General features: G+C 57.1%; 23 protein-coding genes, 1 tRNA gene and 1 pseudogene. 15 read left to right on the forward strand and 10 right to left on the reverse strand.

Features of this window, described 5'->3' with window-relative positions; all coding sequences use genetic code 11:
* Window positions 1-31 precede the first annotated feature (31 nt).
* The 6 genes from ACR3EM_RS05635 to ACR3EM_RS05660 form a co-directional block, all read right to left on the reverse strand.
* Window positions 32-568 (reverse strand): GNAT family N-acetyltransferase, encoded by a 537-nt coding sequence (locus tag ACR3EM_RS05635; protein WP_480469825.1) that lies wholly within the window; start codon window positions 566-568, stop codon window positions 32-34.
* Window positions 565-1,173 (reverse strand): LysE family translocator, encoded by a 609-nt coding sequence (locus ACR3EM_RS05640; protein ID WP_480469826.1) that lies wholly within the window; start codon window positions 1,171-1,173, stop codon window positions 565-567. The genes ACR3EM_RS05635 and ACR3EM_RS05640 overlap by 4 nt, the downstream gene beginning before the upstream one ends.
* 94 nt (window positions 1,174-1,267) lie before the next feature.
* Window positions 1,268-1,537, reverse strand: coding sequence for a 50S ribosomal protein L27 (gene rpmA, locus ACR3EM_RS05645; RefSeq protein ID WP_010440093.1), 270 nt, complete (start codon window positions 1,535-1,537; stop codon window positions 1,268-1,270).
* Window positions 1,538-1,548: 11 nt separating this feature from the next.
* Window positions 1,549-2,160 carry a 50S ribosomal protein L21 gene (locus ACR3EM_RS05650; protein ID WP_480469827.1) on the reverse strand — a complete coding sequence of 204 codons (612 nt, stop codon included), beginning with the start codon at window positions 2,158-2,160 and terminating at the stop codon, window positions 1,549-1,551.
* A 208-nt stretch (window positions 2,161-2,368) separates the two neighbouring features.
* Window positions 2,369-3,175, reverse strand: coding sequence for a DUF2059 domain-containing protein (locus ACR3EM_RS05655; RefSeq protein ID WP_480469828.1), 807 nt, complete (start codon window positions 3,173-3,175; stop codon window positions 2,369-2,371).
* Entirely contained in the window at window positions 3,175-4,008 is an 834-nt protein-coding gene (locus ACR3EM_RS05660) for a DUF2059 domain-containing protein (RefSeq protein WP_480469829.1), read from the reverse strand. The genes ACR3EM_RS05655 and ACR3EM_RS05660 overlap by 1 nt, the downstream gene beginning before the upstream one ends.
* A 123-nt stretch (window positions 4,009-4,131) precedes the next feature.
* Here ACR3EM_RS05660 and ACR3EM_RS05665 point away from each other — a divergent pair.
* From ACR3EM_RS05665 to ACR3EM_RS05705, 9 genes are all read left to right on the forward strand, one after another.
* Window positions 4,132-4,221 (forward strand) — tRNA-Ser (locus ACR3EM_RS05665).
* A 193-nt stretch (window positions 4,222-4,414) separates the two neighbouring features.
* Window positions 4,415-4,969, forward strand: a complete 555-nt coding sequence (locus ACR3EM_RS05670) for a hypothetical protein (protein ID WP_480469830.1) — start codon at window positions 4,415-4,417, stop codon at window positions 4,967-4,969.
* A 185-nt stretch (window positions 4,970-5,154) separates the two neighbouring features.
* Window positions 5,155-6,183 (forward strand): alcohol dehydrogenase catalytic domain-containing protein, encoded by a 1,029-nt coding sequence (locus ACR3EM_RS05675; RefSeq protein WP_480469831.1) that lies wholly within the window; start codon window positions 5,155-5,157, stop codon window positions 6,181-6,183.
* 42 nt (window positions 6,184-6,225) lie between these two features.
* Window positions 6,226-7,101 (forward strand): branched-chain amino acid ABC transporter permease, encoded by an 876-nt coding sequence (locus tag ACR3EM_RS05680; protein WP_480469832.1) that lies wholly within the window; start codon window positions 6,226-6,228, stop codon window positions 7,099-7,101.
* A 5-nt stretch (window positions 7,102-7,106) separates the two neighbouring features.
* Window positions 7,107-8,204, forward strand: coding sequence for a branched-chain amino acid ABC transporter permease (locus ACR3EM_RS05685; RefSeq protein WP_480469833.1), 1,098 nt, complete (start codon window positions 7,107-7,109; stop codon window positions 8,202-8,204).
* Entirely contained in the window at window positions 8,201-8,965 is a 765-nt protein-coding gene (locus ACR3EM_RS05690; RefSeq protein WP_480469834.1) for an ABC transporter ATP-binding protein, read from the forward strand. Before ACR3EM_RS05685 ends, ACR3EM_RS05690 begins: the two co-directional genes overlap by 4 nt.
* Window positions 8,962-9,735 (forward strand): ABC transporter ATP-binding protein, encoded by a 774-nt coding sequence (locus ACR3EM_RS05695; RefSeq protein ID WP_480469835.1) that lies wholly within the window; start codon window positions 8,962-8,964, stop codon window positions 9,733-9,735. Before ACR3EM_RS05690 ends, ACR3EM_RS05695 begins: the two co-directional genes overlap by 4 nt.
* A 5-nt stretch (window positions 9,736-9,740) precedes the next feature.
* Window positions 9,741-11,627, forward strand: coding sequence for an AMP-dependent synthetase/ligase (locus ACR3EM_RS05700; RefSeq protein ID WP_480469836.1), 1,887 nt, complete (start codon window positions 9,741-9,743; stop codon window positions 11,625-11,627).
* Window positions 11,628-11,657: 30 nt separating this feature from the next.
* Entirely contained in the window at window positions 11,658-12,818 is a 1,161-nt protein-coding gene (locus tag ACR3EM_RS05705) for an ABC transporter substrate-binding protein (RefSeq protein WP_480469837.1), read from the forward strand.
* Window positions 12,819-12,878: 60 nt separating this feature from the next.
* On the opposite strand, the gene rpsI is transcribed toward ACR3EM_RS05705, so the two are convergent.
* Together rpsI and rplM are read right to left on the reverse strand one after the other, a co-directional pair.
* Window positions 12,879-13,364, reverse strand: a complete 486-nt coding sequence (gene rpsI, locus ACR3EM_RS05710) for a 30S ribosomal protein S9 (RefSeq protein ID WP_209223510.1) — start codon at window positions 13,362-13,364, stop codon at window positions 12,879-12,881.
* Between the two features lie 6 nt (window positions 13,365-13,370).
* Window positions 13,371-13,829 (reverse strand): 50S ribosomal protein L13, encoded by a 459-nt coding sequence (gene rplM, locus ACR3EM_RS05715; protein ID WP_039536983.1) that lies wholly within the window; start codon window positions 13,827-13,829, stop codon window positions 13,371-13,373.
* A gap of 235 nt (window positions 13,830-14,064) precedes the next feature.
* Here rplM and ACR3EM_RS05720 point away from each other — a divergent pair, with 235 nt between their 5' ends.
* Window positions 14,065-14,430: a nuclear transport factor 2 family protein gene (locus ACR3EM_RS05720; RefSeq protein WP_480469838.1), complete on the forward strand. Its 366-nt coding sequence runs from the start codon at window positions 14,065-14,067 to the stop codon at window positions 14,428-14,430.
* Here the strand turns inward: ACR3EM_RS05720 and ACR3EM_RS05725 are convergent.
* Window positions 14,427-15,830 carry an aminotransferase-like domain-containing protein gene (locus ACR3EM_RS05725; RefSeq protein WP_480469839.1) on the reverse strand — a complete coding sequence of 468 codons (1,404 nt, stop codon included), beginning with the start codon at window positions 15,828-15,830 and terminating at the stop codon, window positions 14,427-14,429. The two genes, ACR3EM_RS05720 and ACR3EM_RS05725, sit on opposite strands and share 4 nt — an antisense overlap.
* Before the next feature lie 99 nt (window positions 15,831-15,929).
* On the opposite strand from ACR3EM_RS05725, the gene ACR3EM_RS05730 reads away from it, so the two are divergent.
* Complete coding sequence (locus tag ACR3EM_RS05730) at window positions 15,930-16,157, forward strand: DUF1127 domain-containing protein (protein WP_480469840.1); 228 nt, start codon at window positions 15,930-15,932, stop codon at window positions 16,155-16,157.
* 61 nt (window positions 16,158-16,218) lie between these two features.
* On the opposite strand, the gene ACR3EM_RS05735 is transcribed toward ACR3EM_RS05730, so the two are convergent.
* On the reverse strand, window positions 16,219-16,662 hold the full coding sequence (locus ACR3EM_RS05735) for a PaaI family thioesterase (protein WP_480469841.1): 444 nt from the start codon (window positions 16,660-16,662) through the stop codon (window positions 16,219-16,221).
* 49 nt (window positions 16,663-16,711) lie between these two features.
* Between ACR3EM_RS05735 and ACR3EM_RS05740 the strand changes: the two are divergent.
* The 4 genes and pseudogenes from ACR3EM_RS05740 to gluQRS form a co-directional block, all read left to right on the forward strand.
* A pseudogene (locus ACR3EM_RS05740) lies at window positions 16,712-17,506 on the forward strand (enoyl-CoA hydratase); the annotation flags it as partial.
* Between the two features lie 251 nt (window positions 17,507-17,757).
* Window positions 17,758-19,098 carry a methylenetetrahydrofolate--tRNA-(uracil(54)-C(5))-methyltransferase (FADH(2)-oxidizing) TrmFO gene (trmFO, locus tag ACR3EM_RS05745; RefSeq protein WP_480469842.1) on the forward strand — a complete coding sequence of 447 codons (1,341 nt, stop codon included), beginning with the start codon at window positions 17,758-17,760 and terminating at the stop codon, window positions 19,096-19,098.
* Window positions 19,099-19,134: 36 nt separating this feature from the next.
* Window positions 19,135-19,749, forward strand: a complete 615-nt coding sequence (locus ACR3EM_RS05750) for a class I SAM-dependent DNA methyltransferase (RefSeq protein ID WP_480469843.1) — start codon at window positions 19,135-19,137, stop codon at window positions 19,747-19,749.
* A complete protein-coding gene (gene gluQRS, locus ACR3EM_RS05755; protein WP_480469844.1) occupies window positions 19,746-20,591 on the forward strand; it encodes a tRNA glutamyl-Q(34) synthetase GluQRS in 846 nt (281 codons plus the stop codon). Before ACR3EM_RS05750 ends, gluQRS begins: the two co-directional genes overlap by 4 nt.
* The last annotated feature ends 8 nt before the right edge of the window (window positions 20,592-20,599 follow it).

Consider the following 20,599-nt stretch of genomic DNA (forward strand, 5'->3'; position numbering starts at 1 on the left):
CCCCTACTGCAAAGGCCCCATCGGCCACAAGTCAGAGTTTCTTTGTATAGGTCCAGGTGGGCACATTCGCATCGCGCGCCACCGAATAACTTTCCGCATCGCCAAGATACTGGAACCCGCAATGAGTCAGCACCCGAGCCGAGGCCGGGTTATCCTGAAACACGCTGGCGAACATGTTGGCGTTCTCCAGCGGGTTGGCGTTCACCAATGCTTCGACGGCCAGCGATGCCACACCCGTATTCCAATAGACTGGGGCGACCCAATAACCGACCTCGGACTGGTTGCGGTCCAGCCGGGTCAGGGAAATCACGCCGATCAGTTCTGGCCCGCCATCTTTGGTGGCATCCATCGCCCAAACATCCTCGTCCCGGTCCTCGGCCATCGCGCGCGTGACATACGCTTCGATTGAACCCGGCGGGAGTGGATGCGGTATGCTGGAAGTCATGCGCGCCACGCGCTCATCGCCTGCATAATGTTCGATGAGACCCATATCCGACCGACGCAAGGGGCGCAGATCGAACCGCTCGGTTTCAATGACCGGCTGGTTTATTATCGTCTCAAGTTTCATGAGTGCGTTCCTCCTCCGAACAACACAAAAAGTACGGACGCAACAGTGACACTCGCTAACGTCCACATCAGATATTTTTCCGCAGGGCGTCCTTCAACCGCATGGGCGATCCGATCCCCTGCAAAAGTCCAGATCGGGTGTAAAATCACCTGGCAAAGCAACAAACAGACAGCAATCGTAAACGTTGCGTTAAAGCTGGATGTTCCCGCTGCGACAAACCCCGTGAAACCGGCGATAATCATCGCCCAGGCTTTGGGATTAAGCGGATGCACGACCAACCCGGCCAAGAAGCCGGGGACCTGCTCATCCGCCTGCCCTCTGGAAAGCCGCAGATTAGCGATTTTCCATGCCAGCCAGCAAATATAGGCAGCAGAGGCGTATTTGAGCGCTTCGAACACCAGCGGCGCCTGATCGGCCACCTGCATCAGTCCAAACCCGACAGGCCAGATGATCAACTGTTTGCCCAGAATGACCCCGCCTACAAAGGGCAGCGCCGCCCGAAAGCCATAACGCGCACCTGTTCCCAGCAGGACCATGTTGGCTGGCCCCGGCGTGCCGACCTGCGAGGCGGCAAAAATCAGGAAACTGGTGGTTGCGACGGCCATCGGGTTCTTGTTCACAACTGCGTTAAAACGAAAAAGGGACCGGCACTTTGTGCCGGTCCCCCATGAATTTTTCTTAAACCTTCTGGGTTTCGGCTTACTCTGCGGCCTCCGCCACTGGCAGGACCGAAATAAAGGTGCGGTTTTTAAGTCCCTTATGGAACTTCACGGCGCCATCGACAGTTGCAAAGATGGTATGGTCTTTGCCCATGCCTACGCCTTCGCCCGGCCAGAACTTGGTGCCGCGCTGACGCACGATGATGTTGCCTGCGATGGCGGCCTGGCCACCATACAGTTTCACGCCAAGGCGGCGACCAGCTGAGTCGCGACCGTTACGGGAGGAACCGCCAGCTTTCTTATGTGCCATTCTCTCTCTCCTTAGCCCTGAGCCAGCTCTTTGGCTTGCTCAACCCATTCGGGTTTTACTTTGATGGTGTCGATAGCAGCAATCTGCTCATCCGACAAGGCGCCCAGAGCGGCAAAGCTCTCGATACCGGCCTCAACCAGCTTTTTGGCAGCGGCAGGGCCGACACCGTTCAGCTTGGTCAGATCGTCAGCGGCAGCAGCGGCGGGTGCCTCTGCCTTGGCTTCAGCTTTCTTGGCAGGCTTTGCAGCAGGTGCCGCTTCGCCAGCCGGAGCGGAACCGGTTGCAGCTTTGATGCCCGACTTGTCAGCGCCCGACGACAGGATGTCGGTGATCTTGACCAGAGTCAGTTTCTGACGGTGGCCAACGGTACGCTTCGAGCTGTGCTTACGACGGCGCTTGACGAATTTGATGACCTTGTCACCTTTGATCTGTTCGATCACTTCGGCCTGTACGCCTGCGCCTTCAACGAAAGGTGCACCAACAACCGGAGCGTCGCCGCCCAGCATCAGAACATCGTTGAATTGAACTTTTTCACCTGCGTCGGCAGCCAGTTTTTCAACGCGGAGCACATCGCCCGCCTGAACCTTGTACTGCTTGCCGCCAGTCTTGAGGACCGCAAACATGCGTCTTTCCTTTTCTAACCCGCGTTCTGTGGTCCCCGGTTGGGTGTTACTGGCCTCGGCCACCTCGAACAGCGCGCCCTTTTCGGGCTGTGTGACGACCCGCGGGACCAGCCCGATAGGTCAATAATAACGAGACCCGGCGCGGAGATTCCGGCCGGGATGCGCGCTTATCTAAACATTCAGGGGCAAAGTCAACCCAATTCGGCAGTCACAGATCAGAGGCTTGCATTGCCTGTGCAACAATCTGCCCCAACTGGAATGAGATGCCGTCGATCATCTGATCGAACCCTTCAAACAGTGCCTTGTTCAAGGCCCGTCCGGTTTCGGTACGTGAAAAGGCGATATTTTCCCGCATCTCGGATTCGGACAGCGGCTGATAAGCCATTAACAGGAAGGAGTACATCCATTCCGTCGTCTCTTCCTTTGTTTCGTCCTGCTGCGCGAGCAACTGCTCAAGCCACGCCCCTTCGTCCGCAAGCGGCCCCTGCCCGCTCGCCAGTCCCCGGTAGAAGCTTAGATCGGCACTCAGTGTTCCCCGGACATTCTGTTCAATCAGGTCATTGACCTGAACATACTCATCAACCAGGCGGAACAAGGCATCGTCATGATCAGCCTGTTCATAAGCTGCGCGGGCCATCTCCTCAATCGCATCGTCGGACAAGGCTCGGCGGGCCGAATTCTCGAGCGATACTATGGTCTGGCCCAGATCACTTTCGAAGAAGATTGCGGCCTGTTCCAGCTGAGCGTCGGTCATATTCCGTTCGACAGCGTTCGACATTTGCTGATGCATCCAGACCGGATCATAGAGCTCTTCGATCTGAGCCTCGAAATAGGATCCGCCCGCGCTGCCGAGCATGGTTTCATTTATCGACTGGCCTTGGATCTGCCCCTCTTCGCTCAGGATTTCAAGGAACTCTGACAGCTGCATAGCCTGCATCAGACGCTCAACCTGCTCCCCAGCGGCGAGCGGAACGGCTGATAGGAACAGCGCCAGTACAGCGGCCAGTAAGCGCATCAGATGTCTTGCGCAGGGCGCAGCTCGGCCATACGCGTGGCCAGAACCTCAAAGCGCATGGCCATGATCTCGTACTGAATGGCATTCAGCAGTTCATAGACCTCTTGCATCAGCGGCTGCTCCAGCGCTTCGACATAGGCATCTACATCCGCATCCGAGAAGTCCTGATATGTATAAGCCGCGCCCGCCAGCGCAGATATCTGCAAGGACCGACGCGTTTCGCCCTCGTTCAGTCGCATCATCTCACGCAATTCGTCGCCATTGAGTTGCAGTTCAATGATGCCGGACGCGCTGGCCGCCAGCAAAAACCGCACCTGAATTTCCTGCAGAGCCCGCAAAGATGTACCGCTTGCATCCACAGCCCGGTTCATCCGTTTCAGGCTTTCGACGCGGTTCGAGCCGCTTTTGATCAACTCGGATACAATTTCCTGCCCTTGCTGCTGTTTCGCCGCGTCATCGTCGTCCATATGCGCGGCGTTCTCAGCAACAACCAGTCTTTGCCCCAGATCCGACGCGTAGAATTCAACCGCATGGTTCAGGGCATCGTCGTTGAGGGTCTGTTCGAGTATCGAAACGGCTGTTTCATGCATCTGCTCGGTGTCGAACACTTCTTCGGTCAACCTGCTCCAATCCGAGCCAAAGCCGTCAGCATCAATCCCCAGCATTTGCGGGGCCGAGGCCGAAGCCAGTGCAATGCTCTCAAGCGCCACATCGAAACCGGTTGTGGTCAGAAACGCCTCGATCCGGTCGCGGTTCGCTGCTTGCGCGGCTGAAGTAAAAGCGAGCAACGGCAGAACAAGCCAAAGGGTGAAGCGGCGTAGATGATAGGTCATGACTATCAGCCTAGGTGTTTTCTGCGTACTGGCAATGGAAAATCCCGTCTTAGTGAATTTCGGGAATTTTCTGCTTGCACCCCTGCGCGTTCCTCACTAAATCCCCCCCTCACAGACCCCCGCGGAGAGGTGCCGGAGTGGTCGAACGGGGCGGTCTCGAAAACCGTTGTGGGTGCAAGCCCACCCAGGGTTCGAATCCCTGTCTCTCCGCCACAATTCTTCAAGCCCCAACATCAAAAAAAATTGGCCACAGCGATCGCTGGCGGCGTGAACCCGCCGTTGACTGTGGGGTTAATCAGCGTGCCATGGCTCAAACCCGGAATATGCTGCAATTTCACGGGTTTTCCCCTTTGAGCCGGGGTAGTTTTAACCCATCTCGGCGACACATCTTTTGAAGGAGACACTTATGTCACGCCTACTACTTATCGTTGTCATCGCCGCCATTGGCGCTGGCGCCTATTATTTTGCAACCAAACCCGAGCCCACGCCGGCTGAAAAGCTGCAAGCCGCTGCTGAGGATGCGACCGAAGCGGTAGGTGAAGCCGCCTCCGCCGCACAAGAAGCTGCAACCGAAGCATTGAATGAAGCAACCGAGCAGGCGTCCGAGGCGGCTTCATCGCTCGCGGATCAAGCCAGCGAAGCGGCCTCTTCGGTCACCGAACAGGCCAGCGATGCCGCAAACGCGGTGGCCGAGCAGGCGGATACGGCAGCCGCTGCGGCAGGCGATCAGGTGGCGGCCCTTGCTGCGCAGGGCCAGGAGCTTTTGAACACTTGGGTACAGGACGGGATGCTGACCGCGCAAAATTTTGACTACGATGCGATGGTTGCTTCTGTGCAGGACAGCGCATTGGCGCAGAATGTCAAAACACAGGTGATCCAGATCCTCGATGACATCAAAGCTTCACCGGAAACCGTGGTGGCCAAGATTCAGGACCTGCGCACGCTGATGTCCCAACCCTAAAACACGTGCCGGGTTGGCCACATCAGGCCAACCCGCACTGCCAATCAATGGATTCCGCGGCGTCACTGACTTTGCGGATTGACCCTGACGGCTGACTTTGCTTGCCTCTAAGCAGATATTCCGCGGAATTAGATCGCTTTGTCAGAAGTTTCCGCTGCACAGGTAACGTAACGAAGGAATCCCATATGACCGCCCTGCCCGATACGATGTTCGCCATTGTTCAAACTCATGAAGGGTATTCGGGGAGCGCGACAGGACCAACATTGACTGAGGCGTCTGATTGGCTGGCCGAAGCAGAGCTTCCCGTCCCCACGCCAGGTCCCGGGCAGGTTCTGATCAAGCTTCGCACTGCCTCGGTCAATCCCTCCGATATCCACTTCATCAAGGGTGAATATGGCCAGCCACGCGTCAAAGGCGCCGCCGCTGGATTCGAAGGCTGTGGCGATGTCGTCGCAACAGGTAGTGGGGCCGAGGCGCTGCATGGGCAGCGTGTGGCCTTTGTCGCGGCGGGTTCAGGCGCTTGGGCAGAATATGTAGTGACGCAAGCGATGATGTGCATACCCCTGCGGCCGGACATCTCGGATGAGGACGGTGCTGCTCAGATCGTGAACCCTCTGACGGCGATGGCGATGGTGGATATTGCCCGCGACGCCGGAGAGGCTTTTGTAGTCTCCGCCGCGACCAGTCAGCTAGGCAAACTTATGTGCAGCTTGGGGCGCGATCTGGGTTTGAAGCCAATCGCGCTGGTGCGCCGGGCGGAAACGGCGGACACAATGAAAGAGCTTGGAGCTGCCGAAGTTCTTGTGACCGGTGATGCCGATGTTGCAGATCAGTTTGCAAAGATCAGCGCAGCCCTGAAACCCCGTGTCTTTCTGGATGCTGTCGCTGATCAGCTCTCCGAGCAGGTTTTCTGCGCCATGCCAAATGGCGCGCGCTGGGTGTGCTACGGCAAACTCAGTCCCGAATTGCCGACGCTGACACAGATGGGTCAGCTGATATTCATGAGCAAACAGGTTGAAGGATTCTGGCTGACCCGCTGGATGATGGACACACCCCCTGCTGATCAGATGCGCGTTGTTGGTGAAGTTCAAGCGCGGTTTGCGGATGGCCGGTGGCACACGGACGTGTCGGCCCGGCTTTCGTTGCGGGAGGTTTTGCCAAATCTCGCGAACGCGCTGAAAAAGAGTGACGGCAAGGTGATTATCACGCCATAGTAGAACAAAGCGCCGGGCAAATCCGGCTGAGGGAGGGTGAGATTGGATAACGCACAGCTGCTGATCAGCGGGCTGGCGAATGGCTGTGTCTACGGCCTGATCGCTCTTGGCTTTGTGTTGATTTACAAGGCCACCGAGGCGGTGAATTTCGCGCAGGGCGATTTCATGATGCTGGGTGCTTTCGTCACCATCGGCCTGACCAACACAGAGTATATGGGCCTGCCCTTTTGGTTGGCGCTGCCGATCTCATTGGGGATCATGGGGGCGTTGGGGTATCTGGTCGACCGACTGATCATCAGCCGCCTGTTCGGCGAAAGCCAGACAGCTGTGGTGATCCTGACTATCGCGTTAGGCTTTGTTATCCGATTTGTCGCCGGGCTGATCTGGGGGCATGAGCCGCAGACTCTCCAGAACCCTCTCGCGGGTAAGGAATTCCGTTTTGGTGGTCTGGTCCTGGGGATGGAAGATGTGGCCGTGATCGTTGTCACCGTCCTGCTGACATGGGGCCTATACGTGTTTTTCAGCAAAACCAAGTTGGGGCTTGCGATGCAAGGCGCGTCTCAGAACCAATTGGCGGCGTATTATATGGGCATCCCGGTCAAGCAGGTGCAGGGGTTTATCTGGGCTCTGGCCGGAGTTGTTGCAGGGATTGCCGGGATTTTGTTCGCGGCCAAGGGCTCGGTTGATCCCACAACCGGATTGCTGGGGATCAAGGCTTTCGCGGCTGCGGTGATCGGCGGGTTCGGCAGCCTGCCCGGCGCCCTGGCCGGAGGACTTATCGTAGGAGTCATCGAGCCTTTCGCCAGCCGCTATATCGCTGCTGGGTATAGTCAGATTGCTCCCTATGCCTTGTTGCTGGCGGTGCTGATCTTCCGGCCGCACGGGCTGTTTAGCCAAGTGCGGGTCAAGAAGGTCTGATCGCCATGCGGGTTGTTTTCAAAACCAACTATATGCAGGACATTCGTCCGTGGAAGGACGGTTATCAGCTAAGCCTTTACCTGATCCTGTTGGCCATCGTTGCCGCCGCACCTTGGTGGCTGGACGATTTCTATCTTGGGGAACTGACCAATGTTCTGATCTGGGCCATTGCAGGGCTCGGCCTGATGATCCTGACCGGTCATACCGGGCAGGCCAGCCTTGGCCATGCCGCCTTTCTGGCCGTCGGGTGTTATGCAAATGTCATCCTGATCGAAGCAGGCGTGCCCTTTTTGCTGGCTTTCCCGCTGGCAGGCCTGTTGACCGGCATCGTCGGCGCAACGGTCGCCATCCCTGCCCTACGCCTGCACGGCATCTATCTGGCGATTTTCACGCTGGCCCTGTCCGTGCTGATGGACGACATCATCGTTCTGGCCGAGCCCATCACCGGAGGCGTTGCTGGCAAGTATCTTGGTGGCGTCGAAATCTTCGGGCATCTGGTCGACCGCTGGGCCACGCCGGGACAGTTCTTCTGGCTGGTGCTGGCTGTCGCTGTCATCGTCACGCTTGGCTATATCAACCTGCTGCGCTCGCCCTTGGGCCGCAGCTTTATCGCTGTACGGGATTCTGAGGTCTCGGCGCAAGCCATGGGCGTTGATATCGCACGCACCAAGACAATTTCATTTGCGCTGTCCTGTGCGGTCACCGGTTTGGCGGGTGCGCTAATGGGGCTGTTTGCTGGGGCGTTCAACAATGAGACGTTCAGTGTTGTGATCTCGATCCAGTTGCTGATGATGATCGTGATCGGCGGACTGGGCTCGATCCATGGCGCGTTTCTGGGGGCAATCGTGATCGGGTTTCTTCCGCAGTTCCTGTCGATTTCAAAGGAATACGCGGCCGTCCTGTTTGGCGGCAACACAGTCGCCATTCCGGGGTTGGAGTTTGGCATCTTCGGCATGATCCTGATTGCTTTCATCCTGTTCGAGCCGATGGGCCTCTATGGCCGATGGCTGAAAATCCGGACGTGGTTCGAGTTGTTTCCCTTCTACCGCAAGGACATGTTCAAACGGCAGAAATCCTACCTCAAGACGGAGCGTCTGAGATGAGCATGCTGGAGTTCGAAAACGTAACTCTCAAGTTCGGCGGGCTGACTGCGGTGGATGATCTGTCATTCGACGTGCAAGAGGGAGAAGTGTTCGCCATCGTTGGCCCGAATGGCGCAGGCAAATCCACTGTCTTCAACTTGATCTCGCGCTTTTACGACCCCTATGCCGGGGCGATCCGGTTTGATGGGCATGACCTGCTGCGTGTCAAACCCTCGGCCGTCGCGGCCTATGGCGTTGCGCGAACGTTCCAGAATATCGAGCTGTTCGAACATGCGACCGTTTTGCAGAACCTGCTGGTCGGGCGCCACCGCCATCGCAAGACCAACCTGATCTCGGAAATCCTGTTCACGCCCTCCGCGCGCAGGCAAGAGATCGCAAACCGCGAAAAGGTTGAAGAAATCATCGACTTCCTCGACCTCCAGGCCTTTCGCGACAAGATGATCTCGGGCCTGCCCTACGGCGTGCGCAAGGTGGTCGAGGTCGCCCGTGCGTTGGCCACTGATCCGAAGCTACTGCTGCTGGACGAACCCGCCTCAGGTCTGTCGGTTGAAGAGACCACCGATATGCGTTGGTGGATCGATGACATCCGGCGGCAGATGGGGATCACCGTTCTGATGGTGGAACATGACATGGGTCTGGTCTCGGGCGTTTCCGACCGGGTGCTGGCGATGGCAGACGGAGCGAAACTTGCGCTAGGAACCCCGGCAGAGGTTCAGTCGCATCCGGCCGTGGTCGAGGCTTATCTGGGAAAGGCCTCATGAGCCAACCGATCCTCAGCATCCGCAATATCGAAAGCTTCTATGGTCCGATCATGGCCATTCGCGGTGTATCGCTGGATGTGCACCCGGGTCAGATCGTCTCGATCCTGGGCGCAAATGGCGCGGGCAAGACGACTCTGATGAAAACCGTATCAGGCGTGATGGATCCTGAAAAAGGCACGATCACATTTGATGGTCAGCAGATACAGAGATCGGAACCACATAAGGTGGTGCAGAAAGGCATCGTTCATGTGCCGGAAGGGCGCGAGGTTTTCCCGCTGTTGACGGTTGATGAAAACCTGAGCCTTGGGGCCTATACTCTTTCGGATAAAGGCCAGATTGATCATGATCGCGATCTGGTGTTTTCGTATTTTCCCGTCTTGAAAGAGCGCCGTACACAAGAGGCCGGAACGCTATCTGGCGGGCAGCAGCAGATGCTGGCAATCGGGCGAGGCCTTATGGCCAACCCACGCATCATGCTGCTGGACGAGCCTTCGCTGGGCCTGTCCCCGCTGCTGGTGCAAGAGATTTTTGGCATCCTCAAGCGTCTCAATGACGAGCAGAACATGACGATGATGCTAGTTGAACAGAATGCCAATGCGGCGCTGGAGCTTGCCCACCATGGCTATGTGATGGAGATCGGGCGGATCGTCATGGATGGCGCGGCTGAAACCTTACTGCAGTCCGAGGACATCCAGAATTTCTATCTGGGCGTTCAGGAGGAAGGTGCGCGGGAAAACCGCCGCTGGAAACGCAAGAAGACCTGGAGGTGAGCTAGATGGATGCAAGCCCCCTTCCCCCTCAGACCACGATCAACGGCGTGCGGTTCAACGCAACACCCGGACAGCGGCCCCTGCGCGTCGATGGCTGCACCACGATTTGTGAGCTGTTCCAGAAACGATGCGCCGAGTTGGGATCGCGCACCGCGCATCGTGAGAAGGATTTCGGTATCTGGAAGTCCTATTCCTGGGCCGAATACTGGCAGCACGCCAAATGGATCGGGCTGGCCTTGCGCAAGCTGGGCCTGCAGCGTGGCGAGGTCGTCTCGATCCTGTCCGAGGACCGCAAGGAATGGGCGTGGTTCGATATGGGCATCCAATGCGTCGGAGGGATTGCTTCGGGCGTCTACACCACGGACTCTGCCAATCAGCTGAAATACCTGATTAATGACAGCGACAGCCGGTTTCTGATCGTTGAAGACGAAGAACAGTTGGACAAGTTCCTCGAAATCGAAGAGGGCCTGCCCGATCTGCTCAAGGTTATTATCCTTGAAGACGAAGGCCTGCACGACCTCAATCATCCCCGCTGCATGAGGATCGAAGACCTGTATGCTCTGGGTCAGCAGGCCGAGGCTGACGAGCCCCGCGCGTTTGAGGCCGAAATCGCGCGGGCCACGCCGCAGGATACTGCTCTACTGATCTATACCTCGGGTACGACCGGCAACCCCAAGGGCGCCATGCTGAGCCATGAGAACATCATGGCCGCGATCGAGGGCGGAGCGCATTCCCTGCCCTCACTCGCGACGGACGAACAGCTGTGTTTCCTGCCGCTCTGCCATGTTCTGGAGCGCGATGTTTCGATCTATTACCCACTGGCGACAAAAAGCACGGTGAATTTCGCGGAGAGCACCGAAACGGTGTTCGCGAACCTGCAAGAGGTCTCTCCGGCCACCTTCACCGCCGTCCCCCGTGTGTGGGAGAAGATCTATTCTCACGTCATGTTCATGGCGAAAGAAGCAACACCGACCGGGCGTTTCGCCTTTGGGCAGGCACTGAAGGCGGGCATGGCGCGGGCAGACTATATCCTTGCCGGCAATCCCGTCCCCCTGATGATTGGGCTGCGGTTCTGGCTGTGGGACCGATTGGTCTTACGCAACCTGCGTCGCATGCTGGGAATGGACCGGATGCGGCGCGGAGGTTCGGGCGCTGCTCCGATCTCACCTGATTTGCTCAGGTGGTACTGGGCCATTGGCGTGCCCATCGTCGAAGGCTTCGGGATGACCGAAACCGCAGGCATCGCGGCTCTGAACACGCTTGAAGCCAACAAGATCGGCACCATTGGAAAACCGGTTCCCGGCAACGATCTCCGGATCTCGGAAGAGGGAGAAATTCAGGTCAAAGGTCTGAATGTCTTTCAGGGCTACTGGCGCAACAATGCCAAGACAGCTGAAAGTTTCACCTGCGACGGCTGGCTGCGCACCGGTGACATGGGGCATATCGACGAGGAAGGTTTCGTCACCATAACCGGTCGCCTGAAAGACATCATCATCACCGCAGGCGGCAAAAACATCACGCCTGCAGAGATTGAGAGTGGCCTGAAATTCAGCCAATATATCTCAGACGCCGTGATCATCGGGGATCGGCGCAAATATCTGACTGCGCTGGTGATGATCGATCAGGAAAACGTCGAGAAATTCGCGCAGGAGCGGAAGATTCCATTCTCGAACTTCGCCTCCCTCTGTGCTGCGTCTGAAGTGACGGCGCTGATCGGCGAGGAAATCGCAGCGGTTAATAAAGACTTTGCACGGGTTGAACAGATCAAGGATTTCCGGCTGATTGACGTGCTGCTCACCGCTGAGGATGAGGAACTGACCGCCACGATGAAACTCAAGCGTGGTCTGGTGGAAAAGAAACACGCACATCTCATTGAAGATATGTACAATTAGTTAAGGGGCGACCCAACTGGGAGGAGAAGAATGAAACGTTTGTTTAAGGGCATTGCCGCAGCCACGGCATTGACTGCATCTGCCACGATGGGCTGGGCACAAACCCAAGGCGTGACGGATGATGAGATCGTCATCGGATCGGTGAATGACCTCAGTGGTATTTTCGCCGCCGTGGGCGTGCCGGCGACCAAGGGCGCAAATGTGGTCTTTGACCGGGTCAACGCCGAGGGCGGTGTTCACGGGCGTAAGATTCGCTTTGTGGTCGAAGACAATGGCTATCAGATGCCGCGCGCGATGCAGGGCTATAACAAGCTGCTGAACCGCGACAAGGTTTTCGCGATGTTGCAGTCACTGGGCACGCCGATGAATGTCGCCGGGTTCAAGCTGCTGGACCCGAAAGGTATCCCTAACGTCGCCCCCCTGACCGCGGCGCGGCAAATGCTGCAAGAGCCTGTGAAGAACAAGTTTACCTCGTTCTCGACCTATTACGATCAGGCGCGGATCGGTGTGAAATATCTGAACGGTGAGTTTGGATCACAAACTGTTTGCACCATGTATCTGCCCACCGATTTCGGCGAGGAAATTCTGGAAGGCAGCAAAGCCGGGGCCGAAGAGGCTGGCATTACTTTTGGTGCAGAGACCACCCACAAGCCAGACGAGACGGATTTCGTCGGGTCCCTGAGCAAGCTTAAAGAGGAAGGCTGCGATATCGTCACGATGGCGCTCGGTGTGCGTCAGGCGATCACCGTTGTTGGAACGGCCAAGAAGATGGGTCTGACCGATATGAAGTTTCTCGGCACCTCGGCCAGCTTTCTGACCGTTGTGGCACAGGTGCCCGGCGGTGTGACGGATGGTTTTTACGCTGCGGCGTCATGGCTGGATCTTTGGGCGCGCGCGGAGGAGCCCGCCCCGGCAGCTTTTATTGCTGAATACAAAGCGGCTACGGGCGAAGACCCGGTCGGTTTCTCGATGCTGGGCTATTCAGCGGCCGAGATGATGGTCAAGGCGCTGGAAGCCGCAGGACCTGACCTCACTCATGACAGCTTTATCGCAGCAATGGAGTCCCTAGACTACATGGACGAGTTGGTCGGCAACCAGATCACGTATGGCCCGGACGATCATCAGGGCGCAGATACCGTCTTTGTCAGCGTCGTCGAAAATGGCGCGTGGAAACTGGTTTACGAAGAATAAACCCACCAAAGAAAAAGGGCTCGCAATTGCGAGCCCTTTCCAATTCTGTGTCCGTAGCGATTAACGCTTCGAGAACTGGAACGAACGACGCGCTTTGCGCTTACCGTATTTCTTACGTTCCACAACGCGGCTGTCGCGGGTCAGGAAGCCAGCGGCTTTCAGTGCGCCACGCAGCGACGGATCGTACAGCTGCAGAGCTTTCGAGATGCCGTGCTTGACTGCACCGGCCTGACCGGTCAGGCCACCGCCTTTGACAGTTGCAACAACGTCGAATTCGCCTTCCACACCGGCAACCTGGAACGGCTGGCGCAGGATCAGCTGCAGAACGGGACGAGCGAAGTACTTGTCCTGGTCTTTACCGTTCACGGTGACCTTGCCGGAACCCGGCTTGATCCAAACGCGAGCAACAGCGTCTTTACGCTTGCCGGTGGCGTAGGAACGGCCCAGCTCGTCGCGCACGGGTTCACGTACAACAACTTCTTCGGCCACGGTTTCAACGCCTGCGACGGCGCTCAGCTCTTCGAGAGTATTGATCTGATCAGCCATCGGTCATTAGCTCCGGGTGTTTTTCTTGTTCATGGACTTGACGTCCAGAACTTCGGGCGCTTGCGCCTCATGAGGGTGCTCGGCACCGGCGTAAACGCGCAGGTTGGTCATTTGCTGACGCGCCAGACGGTTACCCGGCAGCATGCGCTTGACCGCTTGGGTCACGACGCGCTCGGGGTGTGCACCTTCGAGGATCTGCTGTTTGGTGCGCGACTTGATGCCGCCCGGGTGGCCAGTGTGCCAATAGAAGTTCTCTTCGCGCTTCTTGCCGGTCATCTGGATTTTGTCAGCGTTGATCACGATGACATTGTCGCCCATGTCCATATTCGGGGTGAACGACGCTTTGTGCTTGCCACGCAGACGCATGGCGACGATCGAGGCAAGACGGCCCAGAACAACGCCCTCGGCGTCGATCAGGATCCATTTCTTGTCGATGTCTGCAGGTGTTGCAGAAAAGGTTTTCATGGCAGGATAGTCCTGTTTGATGTGAAAGACCGCCCCCTTACGGAGCGGTCCGAATTCGATGGAGGGGGTTTAGACCTACTCGCAATGCAGGTCAACACACGCAATACAGATTATTCTAAACAATAACAATAACTTATAAAATAGGTATTATTTTACCCCAAAAATATCACTACTATTTCGAACCCTGTGAAGCTCAGGTGTAGCCCGCTGATCGAGTTTTAGATTGGAGATTGTCATGCAGGAATTGAAACAGGTCATCGCTGATTATGGAGCGGCGTGGCAGGAAACCGATCCGGAACGCCGGCGCGACCTGCTCGAACGTTGTTTTGCAGAGACCGGCCGCTATGTCGATCCGACGGCGGATGTTTCGGGGCGAGATCAACTGAGCGCACATATTGGCGCGGTCTTGGACGACACTAATGGACGGGTTGATATCACCAGCGAACCAACCACACATCATGATGTGGTTCATTTCACTTGGCACATGGTCGCGCCAGACGGTGCGGTCATGGTCGCCGGTCATGATTTCATTCGCCTGGACGCACAAGGCAAGATCGCCCATCTGGCCGGTTTCTTTGGAGACCCGGTGCCCTTGTCCTAAACGCTGATCTGTTCGGGCGGAGTATCCAGCAATGCCCGCAAACGCAGCATTGCATCTTCGAACTGAGACAACGAAACATGCCCGTTCACGGCAATGCGCACTGCATTCGGCGCACGCCCGTCGCGCAGGGCGAACTCGTCGGCTGATCGCAGTTGGATCCCTTCCCGCTCGGCAGCCCGGCTGAAGGCGGCCGACCGCCAACCCGAGGGCAGGTTCAGCCAAAGGAACGGAATATGCGGGTCCCAGTTCAAATCGAAACCTCCAAGGGCATTCACAGCGACGCGGACATATTCACCCGTCTTGGAGCGAACCTCAGAGGCGAGTTGCCGCGCAGAAGGATGGCTTAACAATAACCGGGTCAATTCTGCCAATGGCTGAGCGAGCCCAAAATACCCATATTCCGCCGACCTGCGCAGATCGACGCTACGCTCTTTTGGAGCGATGGCAAAACCGACACGCAACGCGGGTGTCAGAGTTTTTGAGATCGAAGAGACATGCCAGCCTCGTTCTGGCGCCAGCGCGCGATAGCTGGGCGCGCGAGCGTCGCCCATGCGATAGCAGTCGTCCTCAATGATCTGCAGATCGTGCTTGCGCGCGACCTCAACCACTTCTTTGCGGCGTTCCAGCGGTGAATGCCCGCCAGTCGGGTTCTGCACTTCGGGTGAGACGCAAATCGCCTGTGCCTGTGTTTGCCTTAGAATGTGATCCAAGGCATCGGGGCTAATGCCCCATTTATCCATTTTCACACCAACAACATCTGCGCGCATCAGCTCTCCGGCCCGGCGGAAGCCTGCATAGGACAGGTCTTCGACTAGAACCACGGGATTGGCTCCGCTGAGGACGGTCTGGAACACAACGCAAAGCCCGCTCTGACCGCCATGCGTCAGAACGATATCATCCGCCGTTACCGCACCCAATGGTAGGTCTGAGAGCCAATCCACCACCACTTGCCGCACATGCTGATAGGCGTCGCGCGTTGGATAGTTCATGAACATACGCGGATCACCCTGTGCGACCTTGGTCAGGCACTCTCGGATCAACGTAACCTGCCCCACATCAGGCAGGCGTGGGCTGAACAGGCTGACATTGGCGTCGTGTTTGTCATCCCGCAGATGCAACTGCCGCGACCAGACATCATCAAGGATCGGTGATCGCGGAGGGGCGACAAATGTACCACGTCCGACTTCGGCTTGTAACAATCCCTCGTCCGTCAGAATGGTATAAGCCCGCGCAACCGTGCCCGGTGTGATCTGCAATCGATACGCAAGTTCGCGCACCGGGGGCAGCTTCACGCCAACCTCCAGTGTTTTGTTTTCAATTGCTTTTCGAATCGTATCGGCGACCAAAGTGTATTTTGGACCCTTCGCTTTGGGTAGCGATTCCGGCCAAATTGTATCCATTACAATTCTTCCTTTGATTTCGACACAATCTTGAATGTATCAACTCAATATATCGAACATCTCAACTTTGTGTCAATACAATTTGAAAGGATACCCACTATGACACGCGCAATGCACAACCCCGCCCTCATACTGCTGAACGACAGCCCCCGGCTGCCGCTGATCGCGGTTCTGGCCGTGCGGTTTGCGGCGTCGGTCACTCAGTGGGAGCAACGCCGCCGCAGTCGCATCAATCTGGGTAAGCTGGATGACAGGCTGTTGCGGGACGTCGGACTGACCCGCCCCCAGGCCGACGCCGAAACCAGTCGCTATTTCTGGATGAGGTAGGTTATCCCCAGTCCCTTTTTCATGGGACCTCTTCCTGGCCGGGGCTTGTCCCCGGCCTTTTTTATCCGAACGCGGCCGCTGCGGAGCCTTCGGGCGGAATGGAATAAGTCATGCTGGCCCGCGCAACCGGCTTATCCGATCCCTCGGAATACATAAGCACGTCACCTACAGCCAGTGTCCGCCCGAGTTTCAGCAGGCGACACTCAGCGATCATGTCCCTGCCACCTTCGGGCTTCCGAAGAAAGTCCATCGAGCTGCTGGTGGTGACCGCCAGTGATTGCCGTCCTTTGCGCGCCAGAACCATCGCATAGACACACACGTCAGCCAGGCCGAACATAGACGGCCCTGAGACCGTACCGCCCGGGCGCAGATGCCTGTCTTTGACCCGCAGCCGCATTGTGATGGTCGTCTCGGTCAGGTCCTCAACGACGAAATCTCCGTGAACCTGCGGAAATACCTGTGTCAGATACTCAGCCAGTTCTTTTTTGTTTAGCGCTAATGACATGCTTCCCCTCTTCGCCCTGCCCCCCTAGAGTTGGCCCAACAGCCAGCAGGAGGGCAAGATGGCAATTCTGAAACGTAACGACACAGGCGCAATTGCGCGGCTTGAGATGAACGCACCTGAGCGCCTGAATGCACTGAGCGACGAGATGTTGGCCGCCCTTCAGGCCGAACTGGACGCCCTACGCGAGGACAAATCGATTCGTGTTGTCATTCTTTCAGGTGCGGGTAAGGCGTTTTGCGCGGGGCATGATCTGAAGCAGATGACCCAGGGACGGCAAGCTCCGGATGGTGGGCTTGGCTATTTTCAGGACCTTTTCGATCGCTGCGCCAAGATGATGATGTCGATTCAGTCCCTGCCCCAACCTGTCATCGCGCAGACCCATGGCATCGCGACAGCCGCTGGCTGTCAGTTGGTCGCCACATGCGATCTGGCTTTGGCCGCTGAAGGGACGCGATTTGGCGTCAACGGCGTCAATATCGGCCTGTTCTGCTCTACGCCAATGGTGGCGCTCAGCCGGAACATCCCGCGGAAACAGGCGTTTGAAATGTTGACGACCGGAGATTTTATCAGCGCTGACCGCGCCGCTGAATTGGGTCTGATCAACCGCGTTGTGCCCGCCGATCAGCTGGAACAGGAAACCAATGCCTTGGCCGAGAAATTGGCGGCCAAGCTGGGCGCAGCTGTAAAGATCGGAAAAGAGGCGTTCTATCAACAGCTTCCGATGTCCACGGAACAGGCCTATGACTATACCGCCGAGGTAATGGCACAGAATATGATGCATCGTGACACCGAAGAAGGCATAACCGCATTTATCGAGAAACGACCGCCCAATTGGCAGCAATAACGCGATTATTTTATGCATTTTTACCTACTGTTCGCATTTTTGCACTTTTCAAAAGGGCGACACTGTGGCAATGGTGGGTCAAGGCTGAGGCCTCTTTTGACTTTTGGGTCGCCGTGGGCGGAAGGTCCCTCCAAGCTGGTTTCTCTCACCGGCGTTGACATTCCCGCAGCGGCGACCCCAAGACTCTCCTAAGAAATTAAGCCCAATACTGCGCATTGCGCAGGACGTTACAGTGCCCTATGTGGCAGCCCATGACAGAGAAATTGCATATCGTGGGCGGCGGCATGGCCGGGTCCGAGGCCGCTTGGCAGGCCGCAGAGATGGGTGTGGACGTCGTGATCCACGAAATGCGGCCTCAAGTGGGCACGTTTGCGCATCAAACCGGCAATCTGGCCGAGATGGTGTGTTCGAATTCGTTCCGCTCGGACGACGATGAGCAGAACGCCGTGGGCCTGTTGCATTGGGAGATGCGCGCGGCCAATGGTCTGATCATGACTACTGCAGACGCCCACCGCTTACCCGCGGGCGGAGCGCTGGCGGTAGACCGCGATCCATTTGCTGAGACGGTAACAGCCAAGCTCAAAGCTCATCCGCGCGTGTCTGTTACCGGCGAAGAATTTACTTCGCTACCTGCCGAAGGCCATTGGATCTTTGCTACCGGTCCGCTGACTTCTGCCGCTTTGGGAGATGCCATTCGCGCGGAAACCGGGGCTGAGGCACTTGCCTTCTTCGACGCCATCGCGCCTATCGTCTATGCCGACAGCATCGATATGAGCCAGGCCTGGATGCAGTCCCGTTATGACAAGGGCGAGACTGAGGAAGAGCGGACCGCCTACCTGAACTGCCCAATGGACCGCGACCAGTATGAAGCGTTCATCGATGCTCTGCTGGCCGCCGACAAGACAGAGTTCCACGAAGGCGAAACCGCCGGATATTTCGACGGCTGCCTGCCGATTGAAGTTATGGCTGAACGTGGCCACGAAACTCTGCGGCATGGTCCGATGAAGCCCGTGGGCCTGACCAACCCGCATCAGCCGGATGTAAAACCACATGCCGTAGTTCAGCTGCGCCGAGACAACGCTCTGGGCACTCTGTTCAACATCGTGGGTTTTCAGACCAAGATGAAATACGGCGCGCAAACAGATGTATTTCGCATGATTCCGGGGCTTGAGAATGCCAGCTTTGCGCGGCTTGGAGGCATTCATCGCAATACCTTCATCAACTCTCCAACCTTGCTGGATGCGCAAATGCGGCTGAAATCTCGGCCCAATGTCCGATTTGCCGGTCAGATCACCGGGGTCGAAGGTTATGTGGAAAGCGCCGCGATGGGCCTGCTGGCCGGTCGCCTCGCCGCCGCTGAAATTCTGGGTCGGACTCTGCCCGATGTTCCGCAGGACAGTGCCATGGGCGCTCTGATCCACCACATCACTGGCGGTGCAGACGCCAAAACATTCCAGCCGATGAACGTGAATTTCGGCCTGTTCCGCCCCGTGGACGGCCTGAAGGGCGGCCGCCGGGGCCGTAAGGATCGCTATAAGGCCTATACCGACCGCGCCAAGTCGGCTTGGTCGGACTGGTTGGCGCATTGCTGACTGGACGATATGCCTCGCCTGCGCCTAACATAAGGTATGAGCGATAAGTTTCTGAAAAATACGTATGGATTGAACTCGGCCCAGGAAACCCGCGACCACTACCAGAAATGGGCGGCCTCATACGATGATGAGGTGGGAGAGCATGGCTACGTTACCCCGGATCGCGTTTCGGCTGCGCTGAAGTCGTATATGCCAGATGATCAGGTCCCTATCTTGGACTATGGCTGCGGAACTGGGCTGTCAGGCGCGGCGCTTTACAAAGCGGGCTTTCGAGTTATCGACGGGATGGACCCGACGCCGAAGATGCTGGAACAAGCCGCAGCCAAAGGCGTATACCGCAATCTCATAGGTTTTGAACTCACTGATCCCGAACCGATCGAGGCAGGCTCCTACACCGCGATTACCGCCATCGGCGTGATCGGTTCGGGCGCGGCGCCGCCAGAGACCTTCGATTTGCTGATGAACGCTTTGCCACGCAACGGATATCTGGCGTTTTCGTTTAACGACTATACTCTGGCTGATCGCACGTATACCTCTCGGCTGAATGACTGGCTGGACATGGGCCACGCGCGGCTGCTGTTTCGCGAATACGGTCCGCATCTGCCCGGCATGGACATGAAATCTGACGTCTACGTTGTTGAAAAAGCTTGACCTTCACCACCCGTTTTGCCCCATCGCCGACAGGACCTCTGCATCTTGGTCACGCCTATTCTGCGCTTTTGGCGCAGGATATGGCCAAAGCCGAAAACGGACAGTTCCTGCTGCGGATTGAGGATATAGATCAGTCCCGATCTCGCCTGCACTGGGAAGAGCAAATCTATGAAGACCTGTCTTGGCTTGGGTTGCGCTGGCCGCAACCTGTTATGCGGCAATCGAACAGGTTGCCGCGATATCAGCAAGCGCTTGAAGAGCTGATCAAGCAGGATTTGGTCTATCCTTGTTCCTGCAACCGCGCTGATATTGAATCTGCCGCCGGGGCACCTCAAGAAGGTGTACCGCAATTTGGTCCGGATGGACGCATTTATCCCGGCACCTGCCGGCAGCGCCTACTTTCCGATTCTGGCGCAAACGATGTTTTAAGGCTCAACATGCGCAAAGCGCTTGAAGTGGCTGATCTAACATCATTTTGTGAAACCGGTCCCAAGTTCTTTGGAACGCATCATCTTCAGCCCGAGCACCTGATCCATTCGGTCGGTGACATAATTCTGGTGCGTCGGAATATGGGAAGTTCCTACCATCTGTCCGTAGTCATCGACGATGCCGATCAGTGCATCACCCATGTCGTACGCGGCGAGGATCTGTTCGACGCGACCCAAATCCATGTCCTGCTGCAGAGCCTGCTTGACCTGCCTACGCCGGTCTATCACCACCATAGCCTGATCCGAGACGAGAACGGCAAGCGCCTTGCCAAACGGGACGACGCGCGCGCCATCACGATCTATCGAGAGCAAGGTGCCTCCCCCGTCGATATCCGAACGATGGTCGGCCTTTGACCCGGCGG

The sequence above is a fragment of the Ruegeria sp. AH3 genome (assembly GCF_056536265.1).

Excerpts from the sequence above, each read along its gene's own strand:
- ACR3EM_RS05635 (WP_480469825.1), bottom strand. The coding sequence starts at position 568 with ATGAAACTTGAGACGATAATAAACCAGCCGGTCATTGAAACCGAGCGG.
- ACR3EM_RS05640 (WP_480469826.1), bottom strand. The coding sequence starts at position 1,173 with ATGGCCGTCGCAACCACCAGTTTCCTGATTTTTGCCGCCTCGCAGGTC.
- rpmA (WP_010440093.1), bottom strand. The coding sequence starts at position 1,537 with ATGGCACATAAGAAAGCTGGCGGTTCCTCCCGTAACGGTCGCGACTCA.
- ACR3EM_RS05650 (WP_480469827.1), bottom strand. The coding sequence starts at position 2,160 with ATGTTTGCGGTCCTCAAGACTGGCGGCAAGCAGTACAAGGTTCAGGCG.
- ACR3EM_RS05655 (WP_480469828.1), bottom strand. The coding sequence starts at position 3,175 with ATGCGCTTACTGGCCGCTGTACTGGCGCTGTTCCTATCAGCCGTTCCG.
- ACR3EM_RS05660 (WP_480469829.1), bottom strand. The coding sequence starts at position 4,008 with ATGACCTATCATCTACGCCGCTTCACCCTTTGGCTTGTTCTGCCGTTG.
- ACR3EM_RS05670 (WP_480469830.1), top strand. The coding sequence starts at position 4,415 with ATGTCACGCCTACTACTTATCGTTGTCATCGCCGCCATTGGCGCTGGC.
- ACR3EM_RS05675 (WP_480469831.1), top strand. The coding sequence starts at position 5,155 with ATGACCGCCCTGCCCGATACGATGTTCGCCATTGTTCAAACTCATGAA.
- ACR3EM_RS05685 (WP_480469833.1), top strand. The coding sequence starts at position 7,107 with ATGCGGGTTGTTTTCAAAACCAACTATATGCAGGACATTCGTCCGTGG.
- ACR3EM_RS05690 (WP_480469834.1), top strand. The coding sequence starts at position 8,201 with ATGAGCATGCTGGAGTTCGAAAACGTAACTCTCAAGTTCGGCGGGCTG.
- ACR3EM_RS05695 (WP_480469835.1), top strand. The coding sequence starts at position 8,962 with ATGAGCCAACCGATCCTCAGCATCCGCAATATCGAAAGCTTCTATGGT.
- ACR3EM_RS05700 (WP_480469836.1), top strand. The coding sequence starts at position 9,741 with ATGGATGCAAGCCCCCTTCCCCCTCAGACCACGATCAACGGCGTGCGG.
- ACR3EM_RS05705 (WP_480469837.1), top strand. The coding sequence starts at position 11,658 with ATGAAACGTTTGTTTAAGGGCATTGCCGCAGCCACGGCATTGACTGCA.
- rpsI (WP_209223510.1), bottom strand. The coding sequence starts at position 13,364 with ATGGCTGATCAGATCAATACTCTCGAAGAGCTGAGCGCCGTCGCAGGC.
- rplM (WP_039536983.1), bottom strand. The coding sequence starts at position 13,829 with ATGAAAACCTTTTCTGCAACACCTGCAGACATCGACAAGAAATGGATC.
- ACR3EM_RS05720 (WP_480469838.1), top strand. The coding sequence starts at position 14,065 with ATGCAGGAATTGAAACAGGTCATCGCTGATTATGGAGCGGCGTGGCAG.
- ACR3EM_RS05725 (WP_480469839.1), bottom strand. The coding sequence starts at position 15,830 with ATGGATACAATTTGGCCGGAATCGCTACCCAAAGCGAAGGGTCCAAAA.
- ACR3EM_RS05730 (WP_480469840.1), top strand. The coding sequence starts at position 15,930 with ATGACACGCGCAATGCACAACCCCGCCCTCATACTGCTGAACGACAGC.
- ACR3EM_RS05735 (WP_480469841.1), bottom strand. The coding sequence starts at position 16,662 with ATGTCATTAGCGCTAAACAAAAAAGAACTGGCTGAGTATCTGACACAG.
- trmFO (WP_480469842.1), top strand. The coding sequence starts at position 17,758 with ATGACAGAGAAATTGCATATCGTGGGCGGCGGCATGGCCGGGTCCGAG.
- ACR3EM_RS05750 (WP_480469843.1), top strand. The coding sequence starts at position 19,135 with ATGAGCGATAAGTTTCTGAAAAATACGTATGGATTGAACTCGGCCCAG.